17 protein-coding genes are annotated in these 25,536 nt (G+C 43.4%); 3 read left to right on the top strand and 14 right to left on the bottom strand.

The genetic code is table 11. The features are described from left to right. Nucleotides 1-2: 2 nt before the first annotated feature. Both BC351_RS13210 and BC351_RS13205 read right to left on the bottom strand, forming a co-directional pair. A complete protein-coding gene (locus BC351_RS13210) occupies nt 3-938 on the bottom strand; it encodes a hypothetical protein (RefSeq protein WP_079412668.1) in 936 nt (311 codons plus the stop codon). After that, on the bottom strand, nt 935-4,267 hold the full coding sequence (locus tag BC351_RS13205; RefSeq protein ID WP_079412667.1) for a DUF5107 domain-containing protein: 3,333 nt from the start codon (nt 4,265-4,267) through the stop codon (nt 935-937). The genes BC351_RS13210 and BC351_RS13205 overlap by 4 nt, the downstream gene beginning before the upstream one ends. A gap of 115 nt (nt 4,268-4,382) precedes the next feature. Between BC351_RS13205 and BC351_RS13200 the strand changes: the two genes are divergently transcribed. Then, the gene (locus BC351_RS13200) at nt 4,383-5,273 is read left to right on the top strand and encodes an AraC family transcriptional regulator (protein ID WP_244208983.1); all 891 of its coding nucleotides are present in this window, start codon (nt 4,383-4,385) and stop codon (nt 5,271-5,273) included. 13 nt (nt 5,274-5,286) lie between these two features. On the opposite strand, the gene BC351_RS13195 is transcribed toward BC351_RS13200, so the two are convergent. From BC351_RS13195 to BC351_RS13175, 5 genes are all read right to left on the bottom strand, one after another. Continuing rightward, the gene (locus BC351_RS13195; RefSeq protein WP_079412665.1) at nt 5,287-8,022 is read right to left on the bottom strand and encodes a DUF5703 domain-containing protein; all 2,736 of its coding nucleotides are present in this window, start codon (nt 8,020-8,022) and stop codon (nt 5,287-5,289) included. Between the two features lie 273 nt (nt 8,023-8,295). Further along, nucleotides 8,296-10,404 (bottom strand): alpha-galactosidase, encoded by a 2,109-nt coding sequence (locus BC351_RS13190; protein WP_079412663.1) that lies wholly within the window; start codon nt 10,402-10,404, stop codon nt 8,296-8,298. 15 nt (nt 10,405-10,419) lie between these two features. Further along, complete coding sequence (locus BC351_RS13185) at nt 10,420-11,241, bottom strand: carbohydrate ABC transporter permease (protein ID WP_079412661.1); 822 nt, start codon at nt 11,239-11,241, stop codon at nt 10,420-10,422. Further along, nucleotides 11,241-12,113 carry a carbohydrate ABC transporter permease gene (locus BC351_RS13180; RefSeq protein ID WP_079412659.1) on the bottom strand — a complete coding sequence of 291 codons (873 nt, stop codon included), beginning with the start codon at nt 12,111-12,113 and terminating at the stop codon, nt 11,241-11,243. The genes BC351_RS13185 and BC351_RS13180 overlap by 1 nt, the downstream gene beginning before the upstream one ends. Nucleotides 12,114-12,205: 92 nt before the next feature. Continuing rightward, on the bottom strand, nt 12,206-13,534 hold the full coding sequence (locus BC351_RS13175; protein WP_079412657.1) for an ABC transporter substrate-binding protein: 1,329 nt from the start codon (nt 13,532-13,534) through the stop codon (nt 12,206-12,208). Nucleotides 13,535-13,759: 225 nt separating this feature from the next. On the opposite strand from BC351_RS13175, the gene BC351_RS13170 reads away from it, so the two are divergent. Both BC351_RS13170 and BC351_RS13165 read left to right on the top strand, forming a co-directional pair. Beyond that, nucleotides 13,760-15,562, top strand: a complete 1,803-nt coding sequence (locus BC351_RS13170) for a cache domain-containing sensor histidine kinase (RefSeq protein ID WP_079412655.1) — start codon at nt 13,760-13,762, stop codon at nt 15,560-15,562. 13 nt (nt 15,563-15,575) lie between these two features. After that, nucleotides 15,576-17,132, top strand: coding sequence for a response regulator (locus BC351_RS13165; RefSeq protein WP_079412653.1), 1,557 nt, complete (start codon nt 15,576-15,578; stop codon nt 17,130-17,132). Between the two features lie 54 nt (nt 17,133-17,186). Here the strand turns inward: BC351_RS13165 and BC351_RS13160 are convergent, their stop codons facing one another. From BC351_RS13160 to BC351_RS13130, 7 genes are all read right to left on the bottom strand, one after another. Next, complete coding sequence (locus BC351_RS13160) at nt 17,187-18,284, bottom strand: mandelate racemase/muconate lactonizing enzyme family protein (RefSeq protein ID WP_079412651.1); 1,098 nt, start codon at nt 18,282-18,284, stop codon at nt 17,187-17,189. A gap of 158 nt (nt 18,285-18,442) precedes the next feature. Continuing rightward, nucleotides 18,443-19,264, bottom strand: coding sequence for an undecaprenyl-diphosphate phosphatase (locus BC351_RS13155; protein ID WP_079412649.1), 822 nt, complete (start codon nt 19,262-19,264; stop codon nt 18,443-18,445). Between the two features lie 13 nt (nt 19,265-19,277). After that, entirely contained in the window at nt 19,278-20,615 is a 1,338-nt protein-coding gene (gene mgtE / locus BC351_RS13150; protein ID WP_079412647.1) for a magnesium transporter, read from the bottom strand. An 18-nt stretch (nt 20,616-20,633) separates the two neighbouring features. Next, nucleotides 20,634-22,001: a magnesium transporter gene (gene mgtE / locus BC351_RS13145; protein ID WP_079412645.1), complete on the bottom strand. Its 1,368-nt coding sequence runs from the start codon at nt 21,999-22,001 to the stop codon at nt 20,634-20,636. Nucleotides 22,002-22,035: 34 nt separating this feature from the next. Further along, nucleotides 22,036-23,163 (bottom strand): putative lipid II flippase FtsW, encoded by a 1,128-nt coding sequence (gene ftsW, locus BC351_RS13140; RefSeq protein WP_144028374.1) that lies wholly within the window; start codon nt 23,161-23,163, stop codon nt 22,036-22,038. 335 nt (nt 23,164-23,498) lie between these two features. Then, complete coding sequence (locus tag BC351_RS13135) at nt 23,499-24,056, bottom strand: hypothetical protein (RefSeq protein ID WP_079412641.1); 558 nt, start codon at nt 24,054-24,056, stop codon at nt 23,499-23,501. A 94-nt stretch (nt 24,057-24,150) separates the two neighbouring features. Continuing rightward, entirely contained in the window at nt 24,151-25,533 is a 1,383-nt protein-coding gene (locus BC351_RS13130; RefSeq protein ID WP_079412639.1) for a sensor histidine kinase, read from the bottom strand. Between the last annotated feature and the right edge of the window lie 3 nt (nt 25,534-25,536).

The raw sequence follows: 25,536 nt of genomic DNA, 5'->3' as shown, positions 1-25,536 counted from the left end.
ACTCACTCCGAGAACTTGTTAATTCTATTACACCAATCTTCTGCACCGATGGAAAGCTCTAAATACCATTCAAAGGATGTATTGGCCGGTATCAGCCGCGCAGTCCCATTCCCCACTGCCATGTCAAGCGAGTCATAATAGCCGATACTAGGCTCCAGCGCACAAGTAACCCGATCATTGAACTTGCCTTCGTCCATCCAAACCCCTAGGTACGGAACCTTATCCACTGGAACAGTCACGATCAAGTAGTTGCCGCTCTCTTCCCCGTATAAACCAGACCAGCCCGCAGGTACTTGGCCTTCGTAATAGAACTTTCTACCGTCTCCAGTAACCACAGGAGAAAGCAATGATACATCATTCCAAGTATATGATTCTTCCCTCTTAAGGGTAAGACCTTCGTACACACACATCATTTTCTCCATGTATTCCGGAAGCAGTATGCGTGTTGGCTCCGTGATTGCGAATTGGGGATGCGGCACCCACAAAAAGGGCATAGGCTGGTCGCTCAAATTGTCAGCACGATAATCCATTCTTATCCGATCTGATGAAGGAAATGAGATGCGTCTCGTGAACTGATAGGGGAGCCTCGGACTCCGCACAGAGCAAACGATTGTATTTTCTTCGATCCTATACGCCCAGGGAAGCGCCCAAAGCTCTCCATGATCTGGCAGATTCATCTCCTTATTTACTGTGGGGAAACATTCATCCCATCCGCTCATATCCCAATCGGAGAAGATGGAGCCGTATTCCGGCTGTCGCAAAGCGCGACGACCGGAGTCCAGCATCCACTCCCTCCCAGTAGGTTTGTAAACGATAGAAACCAATTTTCCGCCGATATCAGGTACCGTTGTTAGGCTGATTTGTTCGCTTTCCATGGTTATGGATGCGAACCCTTTGTAGGTTCCCGTGATTATGCTGACCATTTGCTCGTTCTTCACAAGCTCATGCCTCGATGAATGCGCGCACCAGTATGATTGGCTTCCTGACGGAGCGCTGAATCAAACTGCTCTCTCGCCAGCTCCATATTCCTTAGTCCGAGATGCCCAAGTCCCATCATGTAGCGGCAATGAACTTCATTGCGTACGTTCAAATCATCCTCGAACACTAGGAAATCCGGCAAGGATACAGCGAAATAGTCAAATTTCACGACATCGAAGAGGTGCTTCTCCGCGTAATCAATCAGTTTATTAAAGCGACGCTTCGCTTCCTTCTCATTGCCTAAGGCAAGCCAAGCCATCCCTTGATAAAATATCATATCTGGCGGTTGGTCATTATAATACATGGCGCTAGCCGGCTCCTCCAATCCCTGAGAGGCAATCGTGAAACATTCCTGTGCAAGCTCAGATTCCTGTAAACCTGCATGAGCAAGTCCGAGATAGTAATAGACATTGTTTTCTTGCGCGCCAGATAGCTTGCCTTCACCTAGATTATCCGGATAAATAAGTGCTTGTCGCAATAAGCTGACGGCTTCTACAAATTGTTCTTCAGCCAAAGCTCGTTTGGCCAATTCGACATGGGCAAAAACATGCTGGCCCGTTACTTTGCCTTCGCCACCCTCCCATGGGTGGAAGTTGCGTGCTTGCAGAGCTTGAACAGCTTTCTCATGATAACCCTGCGCATTCAATAGGGTGATGTACTCCACGTAGAGATCATCGCGTTTGTTTACCAAAGCTAGATGTTCGCCCAGCTTGCCGCAGCGAGTTGCTGCCGAATAACCAAGTTTTTTATACAATTGGTCCAATTCATAGAAAATGCGTGCATCTTCCGTCCCATAGGCGAAAGCCTTTTCCATGGCAAGCAGCGCCGATGCTGCATCCCCGCGTTTATTATAATAAGCAAGCGACAGATTCCGATGTACAGTCGGGAAATCTTCCCGAATGGAGCGTGAAGTTTCCCAATGCGTGATAGCATCTTCATGTCTTCTTTTATCGTAATACCAATTGCCCACATAATAATGTGCTTTATCATCTTTCGCGTTGGCCGCAATAACACTCGACAAGACGTGTAAATCGAATAGGCTATTCGGGAAACAATAATCGGGTGCTGCCACGTTGCCTGACTTGCTATGAAGTCGAGCCAGTTCCAGCTGACCTAATCTCTCATGCAGGTAACTGAGCGTGTAATGAATCATCGGGTACACTTTAGTAGAATCGTAACCTTGTACAATGCGATCAAGCACATCAATCGCTTCCTCGTACAAGCCGCAATTCGCATAATCAGAAGCTAGATTGAGATAATTATGAGCATCTCCACGCATAAGCCGCAGCAGTTCAGCTTTCACTTCGTTAGCCATTGCTTGCTCACCTTGGCTTACTAATGTAAGGTACCGTTCGTTGGCTGAACCAAAATCAGCGATATCGAGTGCCAATGTCTCCTGCGAGTAGACGAACGCTTCTTCTAAACGTCCTAACTTGCGAAGCAGCGCAGCTTTCAGGTGACGTGCTTTGTAGTTGCGAGAATTGCGAATGAGCGAACGCTCAACTAGTTCAAATGCTTCTCCGAAAGCCCCCTTCTCGCAAGCGATTTGTGCCAGTGTGAAGAAGCCGGCATCTTGCCACGCCGCGGACCATGTAGATTTGTAAAGCGCTGCAAACGCTTCTTCCAAACGTCCTTGAGCTTTAAGCGCAATCCCTAATTGATAGAACGCTTCACTGTCATAAGGGTTCGGATTACGCCAAGTTAATGATTTCACAGCAGTCCGGAAGTGACTTTCCGCCTTGGCATACAACCCTCGACGCAGCAGAAGCGTACCGTATGCCACGTTAATTCGGCTGTCGCTTGGATCACGTTGCAAGCCTTCTAAGTAGTAATCTTCCGGTTCGAACGTAGCATGACGATACTGCTCCAAATGCAGACCGGCCAAATACAGCTGCTCATTTGTTTTGAGCTCAGCCGGGGCAAGCAGCGGTTTAGCTGCATCCGGTACTTGCTCGATGGACGGCTTCGCAGGTTGATAGGCAATGAGTAAGGTGCCACTCTCATCCCGAACAGTCAGCTTCAGATCATGGGGCTGATCGTTATCATCCAGCGTGATGACAGACTTGAACGTTTGGGTCGGCGACAATAGAGCGACTTCCTTCACATACGTGCGGCTTCGGCCTGTTAGCTCCACAACAGCGTTCTCGAACACAGAAGTTGCATACGCTAACACAACCGCTTCGCGCGCCTTCTCATCCACTTCTAAGTTGACGGCAGCATCAATGGAAGCATTTTTCACAACACCGATATTTTTGTATGGCATGAAATATTGTTTGAACGATTTCTCCTCATACGGCTGCAGCCACGTGAAATCCGGTTGATTGTCCGTGTACACACCGGTCATGAGCTCGATGTAAGGTCCATCTTCATCTGTCAAATTGCGATCCCATGCCTGCCCGAATTCGCCATTCCCCCAAGTCCATTGTTTCTTGCCTGGCGATACATGATGATTCGCCACATGCAGCAAACCTGCCCCAACGCCGTGATCATAACCCCCCACGAAGTTATAATCGGATTTATAGGCCATATACGAAGTAGGAACGGGAATATTCTTATACCGTGAGATATCAACGCCAGCAGAATAATCCATCTTGTAATACGTTCCTGTCGCGATTGGAAACCTGGAGACGTCGCGTTTGCCATGGTCGAAGACCGCCGTTACATCTGGCGGAAATACGGATTGCGTATGCTCGTTAACCGCAACAGCGGGATTCGCCCACCACAGGAAGGTTTGCGGTTCCGGTGTCCGGTTATATAACTGTGCAGAAATTTCCAGATAGGCTTTGCCTGGATATAAAGTGAAACCTGCCGTTACTTTCGTCCCGTACATGCGATCGATCTCACTCACCCATACCGTCGCGCTTCCATCTTCATTTGCGGTTAGTTTGTATTCCACTTGACCATACGTATTGGGACGGTGATGCTGCGGCCAGTTGAATTCGATGCCGCCAGAAATCCATGGACCCGCTAAGCCAACAAGTGCTGGTTTAATAACTCGATTGTAATAAACGAAGTCATAGTCATTCGTTTTGTCCAGCGCTCGGTAAATCCGTCCGCCAAGCTCAGGCATAATCTCGATGCGAACATAGTCGTTTTCCAAAATAACCATTTGATAGGACTGAGGTTTCTTCTCATCTTCAATTTTATCGATGACCGGATGTGGATACACCTTGCCTGAGCTTCCTTGATAAACACGCTTCTCTAAGAACATCGGATTGCGATCCGGCTCTCCAATGCCATAAGTCGGAATCGACGTCTTCTCTTCCCATATGCGAACCTTCTGACTCATCCTCACCACTCCCTTATCTTATTGTCTCTACTTTACCTCTGCAGAAGCTAATATCCAATTGACAAAATGCTTAATCTAATGGATTATATTCTTATTTATACTGGAGGTGTGCAAGTTGGACATAACGAGAAAGCCGGAAGGCTTTGAAGCAGAGAAATTGTTTATTCTTCCTGACTATATGCAGACGGAACTCTCCCGCTCGGAACTGACGCGAGATTTATTTATAAGTGATATTGGCTATTTCCCACATGCTCGCCACCATTACCGTGAACGCAGCGAAGGAAGCAGCTCCCATATCTTCATCTTTTGTTCGGATGGGGAAGGCTGGATCGAGATCAATCCGAACAAATCCATCGTTTTAACCCAAAATCATCTTGCTGTCATTCCTGCCAAAACGCCGCATCGCTACGGCGCATCTACCCATGCACCATGGAGTATTTACTGGTTTCATCTTCAGGGCGATCATGCAGAGGCCTTTATACAGATGTATGGAATGGATGCAGGCCCCGTTCATCTCCCCATCGGCGCGATATCTGAGTTCAAAGATGTTTTTGATAAATGTTATGTCCTCCTATCCGATAAAACCTATTCGTTGCCTATCCATACGCATGTATCACAGTCGATTCGCCAGCTGATTAGCAGTATCGGCATCAGTGCAGGTGGCACAGCTAGAGATAAAAAAAGAGAGCAATATCTAGAACTCGCCATCCGATACATGAATGATCGTTTGGAGGATTCTATGAAGCTCCCTGAATTGGCCAAGCACACCGGCTTGTCTAAACAGCATTTAATTTTGTTATTTAAGGAAGAAACAGGGTTCCCGCCAATTGACTATTTTTTGCGAATGAAAATTCAGAAGGCATCCCAAATGCTCAGTCTAACGGGTCTGTCGATCAAGGAAGTTGCCGCAAAATTAGGTATCCCTGACCCCTACTATTTCTCTAGATTATTCAAGAAAATAACCGGTTCTTCACCTAGTGCTTATAGGAATGTTCCGAAGGGGTAATATCCAAAGTTGATTACGGAGTAACTAATGTCAATTTAAATAATTGATGATCGCCTCCGGTATATGTTAATTGATCGAGTTGCGTGCCCTCCGTTGTATTGGCTCCTGGCAATTCCAACGCCTTGCCGCTTCGCCGGTTGATGAATTTGAAGTAGCCATTCCCTACACTGTCTATCTTCCATTCGTCATTTTGGATACTTCCCGTGTCATATGGGTATTGAACAATCTTGCCGCCGTCTGCTTTTGATGCATATTGCACAACGAGCGCTCTTCCGCTGTTATTATTGACAATTTTGTAATACGTATCATCAATTTTTGATAAAACCCATTGCTGATTCAATGCCGTGCTTGCCGGATTTTGAACAATTTTTGCATCATCTAGAGTGCCAGCCCCCTGAACGTCCACGTTCATTCCGGAGTGCTTGACCGTTAGCGTGTAGGTTTGTCCAGTTGCAATCGTATTCGCCGGCAGGAGTTGGACAACGTCAACCCATCTGTTGGAAGGCGATACACTTAGGCTTTGCAGCACACCTCCCTGATAGTCCCCTTCAAGCGCTGTGTTCTTAGGCGCCCACAACTTGAATTTGACGTTCCAATTCGAAGGCCATGCGTTAAACAAATTGATCTTGTCTCCCGCTGGCTGCATCAACATCGCCTGCAGCGCAATTTTGCCGATCGCTAGCGGTTCAATGCTGTGTAGCCCGTCCGGATTGCCATCGATAAACCCGATATATCGATATTTGATTCTGTTGAAGGCCAACACGGTTTGGAATTTCGCTTCCTCTGTCATTCCGAGATAAGCCGCATGTGTGGCGTCATGTCTCCAGCCAAAGTTCCCTGAAGGAGCTTTCCCCCTCCTGTTCAAATAAGAATCGATCCCCACCTGCAGATCCGGCAGCCCTTTGCCATACATACGCAGCGGGAATATCGGCCACAAGTTCTGGTTATTGGTGTCTGTCCCTAAAGCGAGATCCTCCGACGTCCTTAACTTTCCATCGCTAATCGGCAGCGGCGGAAGCTGGGACTTGATCGTTGTCCAATAGTCCCGATCGGCCTGTATAGTCAAGTTGCTCGGCAAGGCGAGCAACCCGTTAACAAGTTTCGTCACACTTGCTATATCGGCCGTAGTGTTTGTTAAATTACGGTCTGCTTCTCCAGAATAGATAGGATACATTTTCATTTTCCCGTTTTCCTTCGGCCAATGCTGGTCATACCAGATGACGACTTCTTTCGCAAACGGCAGCAGCTTGTTCGTCACAAAAGCAGCATCTTGCGTATACTCGTAATAATCGAGCATCATATCGGCAATTTCCGGCGTGCCTGTGTACAAAAGCCTTGTCCACGCGTCATAAATATAGGATGGAAGCTTGCCAGTCCGATCCCACCCATAGTGAGAACCGGATTGAAAACCATACGGTATCATGTGCTCGGAAAGAATGAATCCTTGATGTCCCCACATCGCTTGCGTCTTTGCCTTGGCCACAGGAATGGAAGCGACATTCATATTGAAGTATGGCTGCATCAGATCGAAATCTCCAGAAGCCAGCATACTCCAATAAGCAAATCGTTGATTAAACTGCGTGTAATCATGCCACAGCTTCTTGTCGTTCTCAAAAGTAAACAAACCGCCATTAAATTCGATCGGACCTTCGGACCGGCCTTGCGCAGCCATCAAGTATCGCGCTGCGATCCAGCCCTTTGTCACAATATCCGCTTTGGCATCGCCTGCAACGAACATATAGCTTTTGTTCCAGAAGGTTTGCCACCAGGATTCGTGAGCGCCGCGCAGCGTAGCGATATCGGTGCCAAAGAGGGTATTTGCTTTATTCGTAATGTTCGTCAGCCATGTCGAAACCTGAGGAACGATCTCTGTTTGAGCGGTGATATCGAGCCGGTAATTGCTGCTAGGGGCTGTTGATATCAATTTCTCATCCGAAGAGCTCTGCAGATTCGTCCCCTGCACAACCGCTCCGGAAGTTCGGTAAGTGAACGGATCTGCAATCACGTTTGGATTTACGCCCTGATTGCTGGCTGTCGCATTCCACTGCGATGTTTCATTGCGATGATACCAGATGATTTTGCCGGCTTGTCCAGGGACAACCTTATCGGCAGACTCGGTAACGACCAACCCCTTACCCGGTAAATTACTACTGGCAGTCGAATTAGCTACATGAATATAATCTGACCATGGCGTAGTCGTCAACGTTTTATCGACCGTGCGCCATCTTTCAGAAATGACCTCCATCGTGAAATTACTGCCGGAGTCCGCTTCCAGATGCACGACTGGCTGATTCGCATCGGCCCATAAGGTAAACGTAATCGCAGAAGGCGCCGTTCCTGCCGTGATGACAATTTTCCCTTCTTTGTACTGCAATTTTTGCTCAAACGGCTGGCCGGAAGCAAACGGGTTCGGGCTGACTTTCACCCGCAAATCGCCTAATCGTATGGACCGAATGTTCTCATCCCACGAGTCGTTCAGCGCTAAACTGATTCTGAGATCTCCATTCGGTTCAGCCCATGCAAGCGCTCCCAAATTTCCGTTGCCAATGGGCATTGAACCTGTAATGTCGTTACTCGGCGAGTTCCATACTACATTGTACTTAGGCAGTTCCGTATCCACTACAGACACAGATGCGTGAGTAACAGGCGTAAGCAATGTTGAGGATAGCAGCAATTCAAAACTGAGAATAAAACTGAGAAAAAAAATAACAAACCGTTTTGATCTCCAACACATATTTGCCATTTGCATAATACCAACTCCTTTTTGTCATATAATTCAAGATATCCTATACATGAAAACAGCTGTAGGGTAAATTCATTTAAAACGAATGTTAAGCCAACAAAATAACAAAAGCCTCCTTTCACACTAGTATAAAGCGCTTCCATTTTAACGCGGTAAAATGGAACTTTTCTACAAATTTAGCTCTGTCAGTCAATAGCGGAATCATATACCTCCAGACCATTATTTGAAAACAATCACCTCCTTAACTCTCAGTAAATTCACTTCGTAATGCCGTCTCTATCAAACAACTTTACGAATTCGTAAGATCGTACTTTGAAAGTCCCCTTTAAGATCAACCTTAATTCCTATCTTCATTAAAGCCTTGCCACTAAGTGGACGCTCGATCCCTTCAACGTGATACACAGATTGCGCATCCAGTCCCTGCAGGCGAATTCGAGGCAGTTCATCCGCAAAGTTGTTCGAGTGTAAGAACGCAAAAACGACTGCTTCGTCTCGGCTTTCACTTACATACATCACCGATGCCAATTTACTTTCTCTCACGGAGAGAAGTCTATATTGGTGTCCGTGCTGGATGATTGATCTTATTTCCTTATATAAATGAATAAGTTCTTTGGCCTCCTGATTTTCATCGTCACTCCATTTCAATAAGTTATCCCCAATTCCCAAATTCCCCATCATGGCACAGTGAAAACGATAAGCCAAGGTGAGTTTTCTTCTATTTAGCCAATTAAATTCATCCGTAACCCAGGATTCCATAATTTTGGAGCAATAGGCATAAGAGAACCCTTCTTGAATTCGTAACCGATCAAACGCATCGGTATTATCACTTGTCCATACTTGGTCAAAGTATTGCAAGATCCCCATATCAACACGTCCTCCTCCTCCGGAACAGGACTGAAGGATGACATTGGGGTGCTTGCGCTTGAGCTTTTCTGCTATTTCGTAAACGCCCTGAGCATGCCGAACCCAAATTTCCCTCTGCTCCTCTGTTGGTGCACTCGGGTACCCTGGCTCACTAAAGTTTCGATTCATATCCCACTTAATGAAAGCAATCGGATGCTCGGATAGGAGGCGATCTATAGCGTTATAGATAAACTCCCTTACATCCGCTCTAGCTAAATTTAATACGAGCTGATTTCGGATTGGCGTTCGTTCTCTTGTTGGAAAATGGTAAACCCAGTCCGGATGCGAACGATATAAGTCACTGTCCGGATTAACCATTTCCGGCTCTATCCATAATCCAAACGCCATGCCTAAATCGTTTACTTTACGAATTAAACCATGCAGTCCATTCGGAAACTTATCTGAATTAACGACCCAGTCCCCAAGTCCTGCCTGATCCGAATTTCGAGCACCAAACCACCCATCATCCATCACAAACAGCTCCACACCCATCTTGGACGCGATCTCTGCCAGCTTAATCTGTTGTTCTTCGTTCACGTCAAAGCTTGTAGCTTCCCACGAATTATAAAGCACTTTCCGCAGCTTGCCTCTGTTCTCTTCAGGCAGCACATAGTTCCGTTGATATTTGTGGAGGTTTCGGCTAGCTTCACCAAACCCGCTATTTACATAACCAACGATATACTTCGGCGCATGGAAACTCTCTTTAGGCTTTAAATTCCAAGAAAAATCAAAATCATTAACCCCTGCGCTTACTTTCAACATATTAAACTTATCTTTTTCGAAAACCATTTTCCAGTTTCCGCTAAAAGCCAATGCCCCAAAGAAGACTTCCCCTTGAATTTCATCCGCTTTCCCACCTTGATCCAACATGAAGAAGGGATTGGCATAATGACTGGTTGTGCCTCTTCTGCTTTCAAGTACGACCTTCGTATCTGGCAGCATGACGCGATCTAATTGCGTTTCAGCCGGCCATTTGCCAGAAAGATAAGTAAGTCTATAATCTCGCTCTCTTGGCAAGTACATGGACCCTGTCAATGCTTGTTCCAAGCATATATTTGTCTCACCAAGGTTAATAATTTCAGCATACCGTTCAATGAGGTCGCAATCTGCGATAACCTTATAATAGAGCCTTACCTCTAAGGGGTAATGACTATCTTTCAGTATGAAGAGAAGTCTGTTCTCCGAAATTTCGAAATCTACAAATGTTAAATGGAGATCCCTTACATAATCATGAAACGTAACTTTTAAGCTTGGCTCCGTAAATTTAGCCTTCCCCCATCCCATATACTCCTCTTCATTTAGTTCACTTCCAAGGGTATAAGGGTACTCCGATATCTTCGCTGCTGCCGGATAATCCGAGAGGCGTGGGAGCTTCTCTCCGAAATAAATATGATTGAGGGTACCTTGCTCACTTAATCCCAAAGCGTAGGAAATATGATCTCCTTCAAGCACCCAAATATTCCTTAAAGCATCATGCCTTATCATCTATCATTCACCATCCTATCCTTTTACTGAACCGGAAGTCATACCGGATATAATATATCTCTGTCCAACAATGTATAAAATAAGAACAGGTAATACGGTCAAAATAATAATGGTAAAAATCATATTCCAGTCATTAAAATGAACTCCGAAAAAATTATATATCGAATTGATCATTCCCAATTTTTCTTGTCGATTTAATAGGTACAATGGGGTTACAAAATCATTCCAAGCACCCAGGAAATTTAGGATAAAGCCAGTAATCGTAACCGGTTTCAAGAGAGGAAATACGACGTTAAAGAACAGTCTTCCTAGCCCACAGCCGTCTATAATGGCAGCCTCATCTAGCTCTCTCGGCACACTACCGATAAATCCATAATAGAGAAACACCGCAAAGGGGATACCTAACGTGGCGAATATCAAGATTATTCCTGTAAACGTGTTTTGAAGATGAACCGTTTGAAGCACTTTAATCGTCGATACATAGTTGAGTGGAGCAACCAGGCCCAGGAAGAAATAATTATAAATAAATTTATTCCATTTATCTTTGTTCCTGACTAGTATGAACGCCGCCATGGAGGTAACAAGAATACTGATTGCTGCCGAAACAGTGGACATGAGCAAGCTATTGAAAAAGGAGTGAACGAGGTTCCCTTTTTCGATGGCTTCCGCATAATTGGACCATTGAAAGATATGCGGGAATTTGAAATTCATCGTATTCGCTTCACTTGATGTTTTGAGTGAATTAATGATAAGCAGGTACACAGGGATAAGGACAGATAAACTTAACAACCAAGTAAGAATCTCTTTTACATTTAGAAAAACAGCGTTTCTAGTCATTAAGCATCTGCCTCCTCATCCGCAACAACCCTCTTCATGATGAACGCAATAATAAGTGTAATCAGAAATGCAATGATCCCTAGTGCGTTTGACATCCCATATCTGCCAAATGAAAATTCTTTGAATATTTGCGTATTGATAACTTCCGTCAAATTGCCAGGCCCGCCATTGGTTAACGCATAGATAATCTCAAATACCCGAAGTCCATGAATCGTATTTAGAATAATCGCAATGGTTAAAGCTGGTGTGAGAAATGGAAGCGTAATTGAGATAAATTGCTGCCATTTATTCGCTCCATCCAGAGAAGCCGCTTCATAATAGGATTTGGAGATCGTCTGTAGCCCAGCAAGCAGAATGACCATATTCCATCCAACCATTCGCCAAACTTCCACGCCCATCGTTGAGGAAAGCACAACACTCTTATCCGTAAGCCAGCTGCGTGTGAAATCACCTAGACCGACAAACTCTAATATCACATTAATGGGACCGTGAGGTCCGAGAATAGACACGAATATAATGCCAATAATGAGTGGGGATAGCGTATATGGCACAAAGAAAACCATGCGCAGAAGGTTCCTCGTCTTCAAGCCTTCATTTAATAAGATGGCCAGAAAGAGTCCAATAAGCACTTTAAAAATAACGGTAAAAAAAGTAAACGAGAAGGTATGAAGAATGCTCTTCATATATGGTCCTGTGGACGAAAATATTTCTTTGTAATTATCCAGTCCAACGAATTGAATATCGGGTCTCATCATATTCCAATCGGTGAGCGAATAGTACAATCCTCCTGCGACAGGAATAATAAAGAAAAGGGTATATAATACAATGGCAGGAATTACAAATAAGCGACTATACAATTTATTCATGTGCATGATCTTATCACCCGGACTTTCAAATTGAATAAAGAACAAAGGAAGCTTGATGAATTGTCAGATAAACTAGTCGTCAAGCTCCCTTTGTTTACTTATTTAAACATTTTTGCGCGATCAGCATCGATGGATTCTAATACTTGTTTTGGCGTTTTTCCACCTAAATACAAGTCTTGAACAGCCTTACCAATCGTCGATTGATTAAAGAATTGAACACCGCCTTCAAAATCCAATCCTGCTCCATCTTTCGCATTAGCCATGACAGTCGAATACGCTAATGTCGACTTACCTTCGACATCTTTGAAAGAAGTAGGTCCTAGATCAGGTCTTCCAGCATAATAGACCTTAAGATTGTCTGCTTTTACCAAGAAGTTGAAGTATGCTTTCGCTGCATCAATGACTTTGGAATCTTTATTGATCGAGCGAACAATCCCGCCTGATGAAGTAGCCCATGATTTATTGTCATTCAAAGGAACAGGGAACATTTTCCATGTATCCGCTTTACTATTAGGGAATTTCGCAATGACTTCATTCTGATAGGTGGAATACGTTAGCATCATGGCATATTTTCCTGATCCCATTGCATCTACCGAATTCTCCCACGTTTGCGACAAGAAGTCTTTACCGAAATAGCCCTTATCCGCTACTTCCTTCATTTGCGTAAGTGCCAATTCTAAATCCTTTTGGTCTGCAAATTTTGCTTTGTTTGTATTGAATTGTTCATATATGCCTGGCGTTTTCTTGGCAATCATCGGTCCGAATGTATTTAACCATATCTCTTGATGCCACTCTGCCTTTCCTGGCTCATAGATTGGCGTGATCCCTTTAGCAGTCAGCATTTCACAAACCTTTAAGAATTCTTGATAGTTCGTTGGAACTTGAACCCCAGCTTGTTCGAATAATGCTGTGTTATAGAGTAAGCCCCATCCATCGACAGACCAGGTATTCAACGCGATAACTTTACCATTACGGGTAGTTCCAGCTTTGGCCCAATCCTTGTATCTGGTAACCCATGGCTCATTGGAAAGATCCAGCGCATGCTGGTCTGGTAAATATTCATTCATCGCTACACCGCTTGATGTAAGGTATACATCAGGACCTTCGCCTGTTGCGAATTTGGCTTTCAAGACATTCGTATACTGATCGTCCGGTGAAATAACGAATTCAATCGTATTGCCTGTTTCAGTTTTGAATTGTTCGGCTAGTTTTTTGTCAATATCTTTGGTCCAGCCAGCAGATGATGCCACTTTGATCGTCACACCTTTTGCTGGTGCTTTCGTCGGATCTGCCGATTTCGTTGTTTCAACGGGTTTTGCAGTCTCAGTTGTTGTTGAGGATGAAGTTCCGCATCCTGCTAATACACCTACTAAAGCCAATATTGTAAACATTCCGCTTATCGTTTTAAATTTATTCTTTTGTTTCATGTTAAATCGACGCCTCCTTTTAGTGTTTCTTTATTGGGGTGGCCTACCTTGTTACTATCATAAAACAATTTTCGACATTGTTACATGGATGAATTAAGCTGCACCTTGTGGACATTTTTGTTCTATCGTATTTAATTTTCATGTTTGAATTAAACCAAACCAAGGTATATAATAATTTCATTTCCTAGCTATTTATCAAATACGGGAAGATGAGAGGATTTTTACATGTTTAAGTTTAAAACCATTCAATCCAAATTATTCTTAAGTTATTCCCTGCTGATTATTGTTGTTATACTAGTTTTTGTTAGTTCGTTCTATGTTTATATATCCAAAATTTTAGAAAATAAAGCTTCCGAATCGTTGTATCAAGTCTCAAGCCATATCACGGCTGAATTTGATTCACAGCTGCAACTTATGAACTCCACTTCCGAAAAGCTCCTATTTTCAAAACCGCTTAACCGACTGTTCTTCTCCGATATGTTTCAATTAAACAAATCTACGATCGATCAACAACGCCAATTCAATGATATTCTGTACTCGATCATTGGCTTAAACAAAGAATTTTCTCAAATAAATATGTTCCGATCGAGTGGAGAATTTGCCAGTATTGGCGATAACTCTGTTTTTTCGATCATTTCACCAGAGCAAATAGCAAGGTTTCAATGGGTACAAGATGCCTTTACGAATAATGGGACAAAGCTGATTTCACTTCACAAACAAGATGCTTGGAATTTGAAAACACCAATAGTAATCTCATTAAGCAGAGCCTTTTCACCAAGTTGGGGCGAGAATGAAACAAGCATTCTTGAGATTCAACAAGATTATCATGTTTTTTCAAATATAATTAAATACGCATTAGTAAAACCAGATTTGCAAACAGGCCAAGAGATCACCGTATATGTCTTTAATAAAAATGGTGAATTAATTTACCCTATGGAAACTACGCAATCCGCACAGTTATATTGGGAAAGCGTTCTCACACATACAAACACCTCTAATTTTATTATTAAAAATGCAAACACCCACAGCGATGATATGATATCATACAAATATTCCAATTTTTCGGAATGGACCGTTATAGCGGCAGAGTCAAAAAACCTATTGTTGAAACCTGTAACAACCTTTCGAAATGCGATCCTTTTTTTAGGCCTGATAGCCATCTTGATTACCTTGCTTATTTCCTATATTGTGTCCCAAACCTTAACAACGCCGATTAAAAAAATTCATAGATCCATTCGGAGTTTAAGTCTGACTTCTTTATCTCCCGCACTTTCCCAACCCATTGAAAGCCAAAGCCACTTAAATGAATTAGAGCAGCTAAACTACTCATTTCTAGACATGCGATTACGGTTGCAAGAGTCGTTACAAGAAGCTTTTGCTTCACGTGCTCACGAGCTTGAAGCACGCATGTTCGCCTTACAAGCCCAAATGAATCCTCATTTCCTCTACAACACCATCACGAATGTTAGTATTATGGCCGAAGAGAATGGTCAACAATCGATTGTTGAAGTATGTGAAAACCTTTCTGCCATGTTGCGATATATTTCTTCTGAACATGCAGCTCCTGTAAAATTAAGAGAAGAGATGGAGCATACACGCAGCTATCTAAACCTAATGAGGCTAAGATACGAAGATGATATCGTTGTTCATATCGATGTATCGGACTCACTTCTTGACCTGGATGTACCTAAATTAATGCTTCAACCCATCGTAGAAAATTGTATGAAATATGGCATTCATATCGATCCGCCATGGATCATCACAATAGTTGGCCGTACGTTACCAGGCGGATGGGAATTAACGATTCGGGACAACGGAAAAGGCTTTGATGCGAATGAAATTGTGCACTTACAGGAGCAACTTGTTAAGACGGATCCTTTAGTCAGAATTCCTAACTTAAAAATTAACGGCATGGGACTTCTCAATATATACAGCCGATTAACCCTATTATTTGGAGACGCATTACGATTTACTTTGAGCAATCACCCAGAGGGTGGTGCAGTAGTGACCATTTGCATCAAACACTAGGAGGGATTAGGAAATGTCGAAATTAACGAAGCGTCGCGTTGTTGTCGTAGAGGATGAACACAAAATTCGGAGAAACACCGTACAAAAGATTGAAGATTCTGGGCTTTCCTTTGAAGTTGTTGGCACCGCCTCTAACGGACTAGATGCCCTGACTATCATTCATTCACTTCAACCTGATGTTGTATTTACTGATATTATAATGCCCAAAATGGACGGCTTAGCATTGATAAAACAACTAAGAAACGATAACCCGGAAATCCATATCGTCATTTTAAGTGGATATAGTGAGTTTGAATATGCGAAATCTGCTATGAAACTCGGAGTTCGGGATTACTTACTTAAACCCTTGAAATTGGAAGCATTAATTGATTGCTTAAGTAATATTAGAACTAGCTTGGAAATGAATGACTCCATCACAGTCAGAAATATATTGACCTCTGATATTTCGGGGTCCCTTTCAGAAACAAACGCTATTCGGAATGAGGAATTTATCCTATTTCTAATCTGTATCGGGAACCTGTGCCCTTCTGTCACAGCCATATCACTAACGACTATTTTTCATGATAATTGGTCAAGAATACCACTGAATGATATTCTCAGAAGCTCTTTGCAAGAGAATGAACAGTGGTGGGTCATTGATGAGAAATCACCGAACCAGAAATTTCTCCTCATTTCAGCAAGCAATCGACAGCCTAGATACATCGTTCATCTTGCTGAAGAGATTCAACAGAAACTAGTAGACAATTCACCTTTGCATTCAGTGAACTTATGTCACGGTGGCACAATTACTCAACGTAGCGGCATTTGGGAGAAAGCTCAAGCTCTTCGATTTACGCTCGATTATGAATTATCTATAGGAACTTCCCGTGTTATTACACAGACTAATGGGAGTAACCTCAAAAAACCGCCCATTTCCATTGATCCGTTACTTCGTAATAAGTTGACTTCTTTTCTGCAATCTGGGGAGAAAGCGCTATTAAAACAGGAGATTTTTCATTTACTTACTAACTGGGATCGCTTGAAATACCCACAACGATTATTGGAGATAGCAACTATGCAATTAATCCGAAACATACACCTACAAACAGGCAGGATATCTGAGGAAGAACTCTATCAACTCGAATATGGGTTATATGAGAAACTTGCTATTTGCACCGACTTTCCAAGTATCTTCGAGGATGTTTGGGGAATTATTGAAAGAATGCTCACCGTTAAGCAAGATGAAGATATGGGCACTCAGAAACTCATGCATCAAATCGCTGAGTATATGAAGTTGAACTTTACCGAATTTATAAATATTGAGGACATTTCTCAAAGATACCATTTCACACCTGCCTATCTTTCTAAATCATTTAAAAAATACTATGGGGAAACTCCCCTTAAATTCTTAATCAAACTACGTATAGAAGAAGCCAAGCGATTGATTCAAGAAAACCCTAACTATGATATCGGAAAAATTGGAGAAATCGTCGGCTATACAGACCAACATTATTTTAGTAGAATTTTTAAAAATTCAACAGGAAAAAGCCCCTCTGAATTTAGGGAGCTTGTTCGTAAAGCACACGTCTGACTAGAAAAAAGGGCGTTCACCCCAAGGAGGAGTGATCGCCTTTACTGACGAATTCTATCGAATCCGATATTCTTCAAAATATTTGGGAAGAATCGTTGTTGAAGCGCCCGGCATTTGCGGCAGCACATAATGTCCTTCCTTCACCGTAGCAGGCTCTTCAAAAATATGCCTGATCCAAGGTATGTATTCAAGCATAATGGCATTTTGCGTAGATGCTACAAGATGCTGATGAATTTGCCCCATATCCCCAACGTGCGGACAAATCGGCACATCATAAGCAGCCGCTAAGCCTGCCACTTGCAGCCATTCTGTAATGCCGCCAACACGCGTAACGTCAACTTGGCAATATTCGATTGCACCTTGGTGAATGTAATCTCGGAAGGCATATTTGTTATAGACATGCTCTCCTAATGCGATTGGAACATTCAGCTCATCAGCTAGCTTTTTATGACCCATAATGTCATCCGGATTGAGCGGCTCCTCTAGCCAAAATAGATCAAACTCTTCCAGCTTCTTCCCCCAAGTCATAGCCGTATTGATATTCCATTGCTGATTGACGTCGATCATGAAAATCACATCATCGCCGATCGCTTTCCGAACCGCCTTGCAACGATCATAATCCTCCCGCGGATCGGGCTTGCCCACTTTTATTTTAACGCCCGTAAAACCTGACTCCACAATCTCCGTTACATCCTGAAGCAAACGGTCCTTCGACCAATTCAACCAGCCACCGTTGGTATTATAAGCTTTAATCGGTTTCGATTTAGCTCCCCCAAGGTATTGCCAAAGCGGTTTATTCGAAGCCTTTGCCATAATGTCCCAAATCGCGATATCCACAGCTGCAAGCGCCATATGGGTAACTCCCGATCGGCCAATCCAATGCATTTTGCCAAAACGCATCTGATCCCACAATTCCCTTACCATAAACGGATCTTTTCCAATTAAGAGAGGTGCATAATATTTATCAATCGTATCGACGATCATCTCATCGCCGTGGGCACACGTACCTGTGTAACCATATCCAACAAAGCCTTCGTCTGTATAAATTCGAACGCCGGCTAATCCCCAATGTGTAGCCACATTAATTGCGTCCGTAATCGGCGGGGTAATCGGTACATGCAAAACAAAGCTCTCAACTTTTGTGATTTTCATTAGATCCATCTCCTTAATTTTCTGAATGTACGGACTTCCCACTACTCCTCTTTTGTATATCATATATCATACACGATTTATATCGTGGAATAAAGAGGAAATTTAAAAAAAGAAGCTGGATCATCTGATCACAGCCTCTTCTTCCTTGAGTCATGGACTTAAAACGCATATAAGGTAAGGAGAATGATGGCACCAACGATCCAACAATAATAGGCAAAAGGTTTCATCGCCTGAAATTCATGTTTTTTGAACCATTTCATAAGGGCCCAAACGGCAATCAAGGCAAATACTCCCGATAACACACCGCCAATTAGGGACATACTCAATAGTCCATCCATACCATTTCTCAGTTTGGGAACTTCCAAAATACTAGCACCTACGATAATCGGTGTAGCCAAAAGCATGGAGAACCGTGCGGCGGCCTCATGCCTCAGTCCCATCCAAAAACCGGCGACCATACTAGCCCCGGATCTTGAAAATCCAGGTACTAAGGCTAATGATTGAAACAGGCCTATCACCAAAGCTTGTCCTACTTTCAAGTCTTCAATCTCTTTGTCTCCCTTTCCGGAAGCTTTTTCTCCAAAGTACAACAGGATACCATTGATAATAAGAAAGATAGCAGCACTGGTCACACTACTGAACAGATGCCTCAGTGATTTTTCAAAAAGCACACCAATCAATGCTGCAGGTACGGTTCCCGCAATAACAAGTACAAGGATTTTCTTAGACTGGGACGCTCCGCCTGAGAATAGGGAACGCAGCATATTCACCCAATCCCGACTGAAAAAAAGAAGCAGGGCAACAGCTGTTCCCAAGTGCAGCATGACAACATAGGGTAGAAAGTGTTCCTTGAGAAATTGTGGATCCAGGTTCCAATGAAACACATAAGGAGTTAATACGCCATGCGCCACACTGCTAACCGGAAACAATTCTGTAATTCCTTGGATAATGGCAAAAATGATAGTTTGAATAAAATCCATGCTCGTTCTCCTTTTACAAATGAAGTATTATCTTGGCAATCGTGAAGTATATGATAAGGCCCGTACCATCCACCAATGTGGTGATAAATGGACCGGAGATGACAGCAGGATCTGCTTTCAATTTATGTAAAATCAACGGTAGAATCGCAGCGACGAAAGATGCCCAAATAACGATGGTCATACAAGTAATGCCTACTACAAGACCAATGTTCCATTCAACCCCAAGAAACCAGGCTCGCATACAAGCAATCAATGAAATCGAAGCGCCTGTCATGAGTCCTGTGGTTACTTCCTTTCTTATTACTTTAAGAATGTCTCGGAAATGCACTTCTCCTACAGCCAGTGCCCGCACCAGCGTAGACACCGTTTGTGTCCCTGTGTTCCCTCCCGTTCCGATCAGCAGCGGAATAAAGAATGCCAGTGCAATAACCTCAGATAGTGTTTCCTCATAGTGTCTCAGAACAGAGCCGGTGTAGGCTTCGGCCACGAATAAAACTAATAACCATACGATTCTTTTTCTATAAAGTTGAAAAACAGATGATTTGAAATAAGTATCTGTTAATGGCTGGCTTCCGCCTAACTTTTGAATATCCTCCGTCGCTTCTTCACGAATGACATCGATCAAATCATCAACGGTGATTACGCCAATTAAACGGTTCTGCGCATCGATGACAGGAAGAGCAACCAAATCGTAACGCGATAAAAGTTCGGCGGCTTCTTCTTGTTCCATGGATGCCGGTACATAAATGACATCTTGCGTTACTATTTTTGATATTTGGGTTTTGGGTTCTGATAGAATCAGTTCCTTCAAGGAGACTACACCCAGAAGCTCTCCCTTATGACCAGTCACATAAACATAGGAAGTGATCTCTGCTTCATGTCCAATCTTACGGAAATGCTGGAGTGTTTGTTCAATTGTCCAAGAGCTGCGAGCAGCAATATAGTCAACCGTTGCCAAGCTGCCCGCGGTATGTTCGGGAAAGGTCATTAATGTCTGTACTTTTTTTCGATAATCCTCTGGGAGATGATTTAAGAGTTTTTCCGCTTGATAGCGATGTATAGCCAGCATCATATCAGCTACTACGTCGCTTGACATCTCGTTTAGCACCTGCGAAGCCAGCGTCTCATCTAAATGGTACAGAATTCGATACTGCAACACAGGCTCTAAGTACTCCAAGATTTCGGCAGATATTGGAGGAGGCACGATCCCCATCAATTTCAATTGTTCTGTTTGATCAAGTTTTTCAACACAGTTTGCCAAATCAAAAGGTCGGAACAATTCAACATAAGCGGTTAGGGAATTTCCATCCGATTCCATGATTTTACTTTTTAATTCATCGAGCTGAATCATGCAGGTGAACTCCTTCGGTTAAAATGATGCAAACGGAATAAGCCGTGCAGCAACTCCGTAATAAACAAAAAGGGCCAAAATATCGTTAATGGTTGTTACAACGGGCCCTGATGCAACGGCAGGGTCAACTTTGAACCGTTCAACGATTAGCGGCAGAACTGCTCCAGTTATCGTTCCGAACAGAATAGAAATAGTCAAAGCTATACCGACGATCACGCCAAACAACGGTATCGAGTCAAACAAGAGGACGGCGAATAGCGATGCGACAAGTCCGCACACGATCCCCGTCACAACACCAACCCTTGCCTCCTTAGCAAGCAAATTCCACTTATCCTTGCCCTTCAATTTACTCACTGTCATTTTTCTAATTACGACAGATAAAGACTGAATCCCGCTGTTCCCGGACATGCCGAGAATAACAGGAATGAAAAGGGCCAGCAGGGCAAACTGTTCCAGCGACGCAATAAACGGGGCCATGATCCTCGCCATAACAAAGCCCGTTGCCGTTAGTCCGATGAGCCAAGGCAATCTTTGGCTAACTGATCTTAACGTGTCAGAGGATGTTAGGACCCCTCTTTTGAGCCCGGCGATATGATGAATATGCAGCCCCAGCCTCTCTTCCAATAAGTCGTGAACTTCATCTACCGTTATGATGCCAATCATGCCCCCTTGTTCATCCGTAACAGGCAGCACATGGAGATTATATTTTTTCATCATTTCCGCGGCTGCTGTCTGTTCCGCGTGATCATCAATGAAGAAGATATTTCTATTCATCAGCATGTGCATTTCCTTGTCCAAAGGGGCTCGTAATAGTTCAGGCATCGATACACGGCCAATTAAATGGAGGTCGTAGTCGGTAATAAAAAGGTCATAACAGTATTTTTCTTCTTCGGATTGACGTAGTCGGTTCAATACCTCATCTACAGTTTCTGTTAAATGCACCGTACAAAAATTCACATTTGTAATCGCACCCACCGCATTTGCCGGATACTTCATGAACTGTTCTACCTTTTTTCTTGCTTCAGATTCCATAGACGCGAGAAGTGAAACAGATTTTCGCACCGATATGCTTTTTAGGAAAGCCGCTGCTTCTTTTGATAACATGGAATTGAGCAGTTCCGAAACATACGCAGCGTCAAGACCAGTCACAATGAGCCTTTGATCTTCCAGACCCAATTCTTGAAACAATCCGGCGAACTCATGGGGTTGCAAGTACTCCACAACCTTCTGGCGATTCCTTTCATCAAGTCTCATAAAGAAGGCTGCTTGGTCTGCTGCATGCAGACTTATAAACATAGAACGGAATTGTTGACTATGTTCTTTGGCTAAAGACAATGTAAGGAGATTGGTTGTTTCATCGTCATGTCTAGTTATCTTGAAATTCATTTCATTCCCTCCCGCTGCTGTCTACCTTGGGGGATCATTGTGAATGGACAAGCTGTTCCTTTCGCCTTCGATTATTATCCCGAGAAATGCTTAATAAAATTCCAGTGCTTGCCATGCAAAGAATCAATGACGATCCGCCGTAACTGATAAATGGAAGTGGTACCCCAGTGACAGGAATGCTTCCAGTAACAGCCCCTAGGTTCAACAGGAATTGAATACCGATCATCGAGACTAGCCCCATTCCAAGTATCATTCCGAATGGATCATGACTTTGAATTGCCGCAGCAAATCCTCGCCAGAAAAAAAGAAAGAAAACAAGAAGAAACAAAGTTGTGCCCAGAAGCCCTAATTCCTCTCCGATAACGGCAAAAATAAAGTCCGTATGTGCTTCGGGCAAATAAAAAAGTTTCTGAACACTTCGTCCTAATCCCGTTCCAAGGAGCCCTCCGTGTCCCAAAGCATAAAGAGACTGCATGAGCTGATACCCTGAATCGGACTGGTTATCCAATGGATTTAAAAAAGTTTGGATCCGTTTAAGCCGGTAGCTTTGACTCATCGCAAGATAAATAAAAATCGGTACAAGTCCAAGACCAAGCATCAACAGATGGCGCAAATTAATCCCGCCGATCATAATGATCGTCCCTGCTATAAAAGCCAGGATGAGCACGGTACCGAAATCAGGCTGCTTCATGACAAGCGCAAGAATCAAACCAACCATGATCAATAAGGGAAGCAATCCTTTTTTGAAAGATTGAATTCCTTCTCCTTTCTTGCTGATCAGCGCCGATAAATACACTATGATGGATAATTTCGTGAATTCGGACGGTTGTATATTAAAGCCGCTCACAACAAACCATCTTTTCGCTCCGTTTATGTTCGTACCTACAATTAATACGGAAACAAGCAGGATCAACGAGAAAATCATCAAGCCTGGTCCAGCTTTTTTCCAAATTGAAAAGGGCAAGCCCATAAAAATGAGCATTAACAATAGTCCGATTCCCGCAAATGAGCCTTGTTTCATTACGTAATACCAGCTGCTTTGATGGGTAAAGACAGCTTTAGCTGTGCTAGCACTAAAAATCATGACCAGTCCAAAGCCGACCAGTAAAATAGTTGAAAACAGCAGCAGAAAATCTGGACGACCTTTCATTTTATGAGCCAAATCATGATACCCCTTCATCAAACGTATCTAGTTAAACTTCATTTGCGTTCCCAGTACACAAAGAGGCTCAATCGTGCTTGGATTTGTATTGCTTGCTCTAAACCTGCAATTATGCATCTTTTTGCTCTTGAAAGAGCCTCAACGATTAAATTCCTGCGTTTGTGCAGGTTTTTGAGGCTTTTTCTGCATGAGCGGCTGAAAAAGATAAAAATGCCTGCACAATTGCAGGCATTTCCACTTTTTAACCGAATTCGCCCGGAAATTCCTGTATGTTCGCAGGCTTTTACACTCGGGTGAACTGATCTGTTCTGGAAGCCCCTTCATCCCGCATCCACTCACTTATTATGGATGATTTTATCCAAATCAAGATGTCCTTGATACCATTCCTTGGTCCATAGTTTTAAAGAATTGTTTCTCCATTCATAAATGTCCAGTCCGTTTTCTCCCGCTCCCAATGACCACCCCAGAATGATGTCGGGATGACCGTCTTTCGTAACATCGGTAAGCCCTGCGAAATCCAAGCCTTTACCGAAACCTTTTGTATCCCAAATGACTTGCCACTCTTCATTATGCTGCTTCAGCAATGCTGCTTTAAGTATTTTGTCCGTAGCGGCGTTCTCTTCATAAACAACCATCGCCTCATCGACGCCGTCGCCATCCACATCTCCGAATGTAATGCCATTTTCCTTCTTCCCCTGCCCATGGTCTGAAGCCAGCAGCCGTGCACCGTCAGGAAGTAAATTTCGAAGGATCGAATTGAAATCCTCTCCTTGGGCATTCATTTCAGAGGACGGCGATTTAATTAAATCCATTGGCGTTGAAGGCATTTCACATCCGCTGATCCATCCGAAAGAAGTTACAATGAGCCCTGTACAAATCCATTTACTAAACATTTTTTGCTCTGCTCCTTGCATGTCATTGTACTGTTCTATTTTATATTTTTAAGGAGAATAAAAGGTTATGAAAAAGTTAAAATTTATTACTTCCTTATCGGGGAAGATAAATCTCTACTTTCGTTCCCCTTCCCACCTTACTGCTAATTTTCACCTGTCCGTGATGCAGTTTGATGATTTGTTCGGAGATGGATAGTCCCAAACCACTCCCGGCGGCATGAATATTTCCTTTGTAGAACTTTTGAAAGACATTCGCCAAGTCCTGCTCATCGATTCCCGAACCCGTATCCTCCACAGTAATGATGACCTGATGCAGCTCGGAGTGAGCATACACTTTAATACTTCCTTGGGGTCCGGTGAATTTCAGTGAGTTGTCTATCAGATTAATCAACACTTGTTTCAACCTATTTTCGTCGGCTTGAATGACAGGGAGCGAATCGTCAGCATGCACCTCCAATGAAATCCTTTGCCGAGCAGCCCTCGGAGCAAGCTGTTTTCCAATATGCTGAAGCAGCCCTTGAAGATGTACTGGCGTAAGCCACAGCGCGATACGACCGTTATCCAATTTAGCAAAGTCAAGCAGTTCATCTACTAGACGAGTTAGCCTATCGGTTTCTGTCTCAATAATTTCAAGGCCGTCTTTTAACATGTGCCGGTCATTCTCTTCCGTCGCAGATAAGGTTACAACCCAGCCTTTTATAGACGTTAGCGGCGTACGAAGCTCATGAGAGACCGATGAAATGAAATCGTTTTTGAGCTGTTCGTTTTGCAGTATCTTGGCAGCCATCGTATTTAACGTATCAGCCAATGCCCCTAACTCATCCTCATAGCGTTTATTAGCTCTTACGGAAAAGTCCCCCTCAGCCATTTTTTCTGCTGCTGACTTAAGCTCAGTGATGGAGCTCGTGATGGTCCGAGAGAGGACAATACCAAGAACGGCTACTATCGCAATAACGAAAAGTCCAACGGCAATAAAGATAGCAGAAACTTGGTTAACCGTCTTCGCCGTTTCCGTTAAAGACGTAACAAACCTCACAACGCCCACCGTGGTATGGTTGGTTTGTAACGGATAGGATACCGCCAGAACAGCCTCTTTGGTCGTTGGCTCAGTTCCTTTCCAAATGCCGATTTTTCCATTACACGCCTCTTGTACATCCGGATATTCGTTCATCCTATCACTTGCAGGAAGACCGGTGGAGTCCTGGAGAAGTTGACCATTCAAACTTATGATCTGAACTTGTGCTGCGGAATTGTGGGAAAATCCATTCAGAAGTCGTTCAGATTGCTTCTCTACATCTTCGTCAGCGGCATATTGATGAAAAAAAGAAGCGGATAGTTCCGCTTGATTCATCAGAATGCGTTCAACATTGTGAAAATAATAATAGTTCACCAAAACAATCAGCAAAAATTCCAAAATGGAAACCGTAATGAGTATGACAACGAAATAACTTCCCACTAATCTTTTTTGAATACTCAACCT

The sequence above is a fragment of the Paenibacillus ferrarius genome, from assembly GCF_002027705.1.
Classification (GTDB): Bacteria; Bacillota; Bacilli; order Paenibacillales; family NBRC-103111; genus Paenibacillus_E; species Paenibacillus_E ferrarius.
This window is presented reverse-complemented; position numbering and strand designations above follow the sequence as displayed.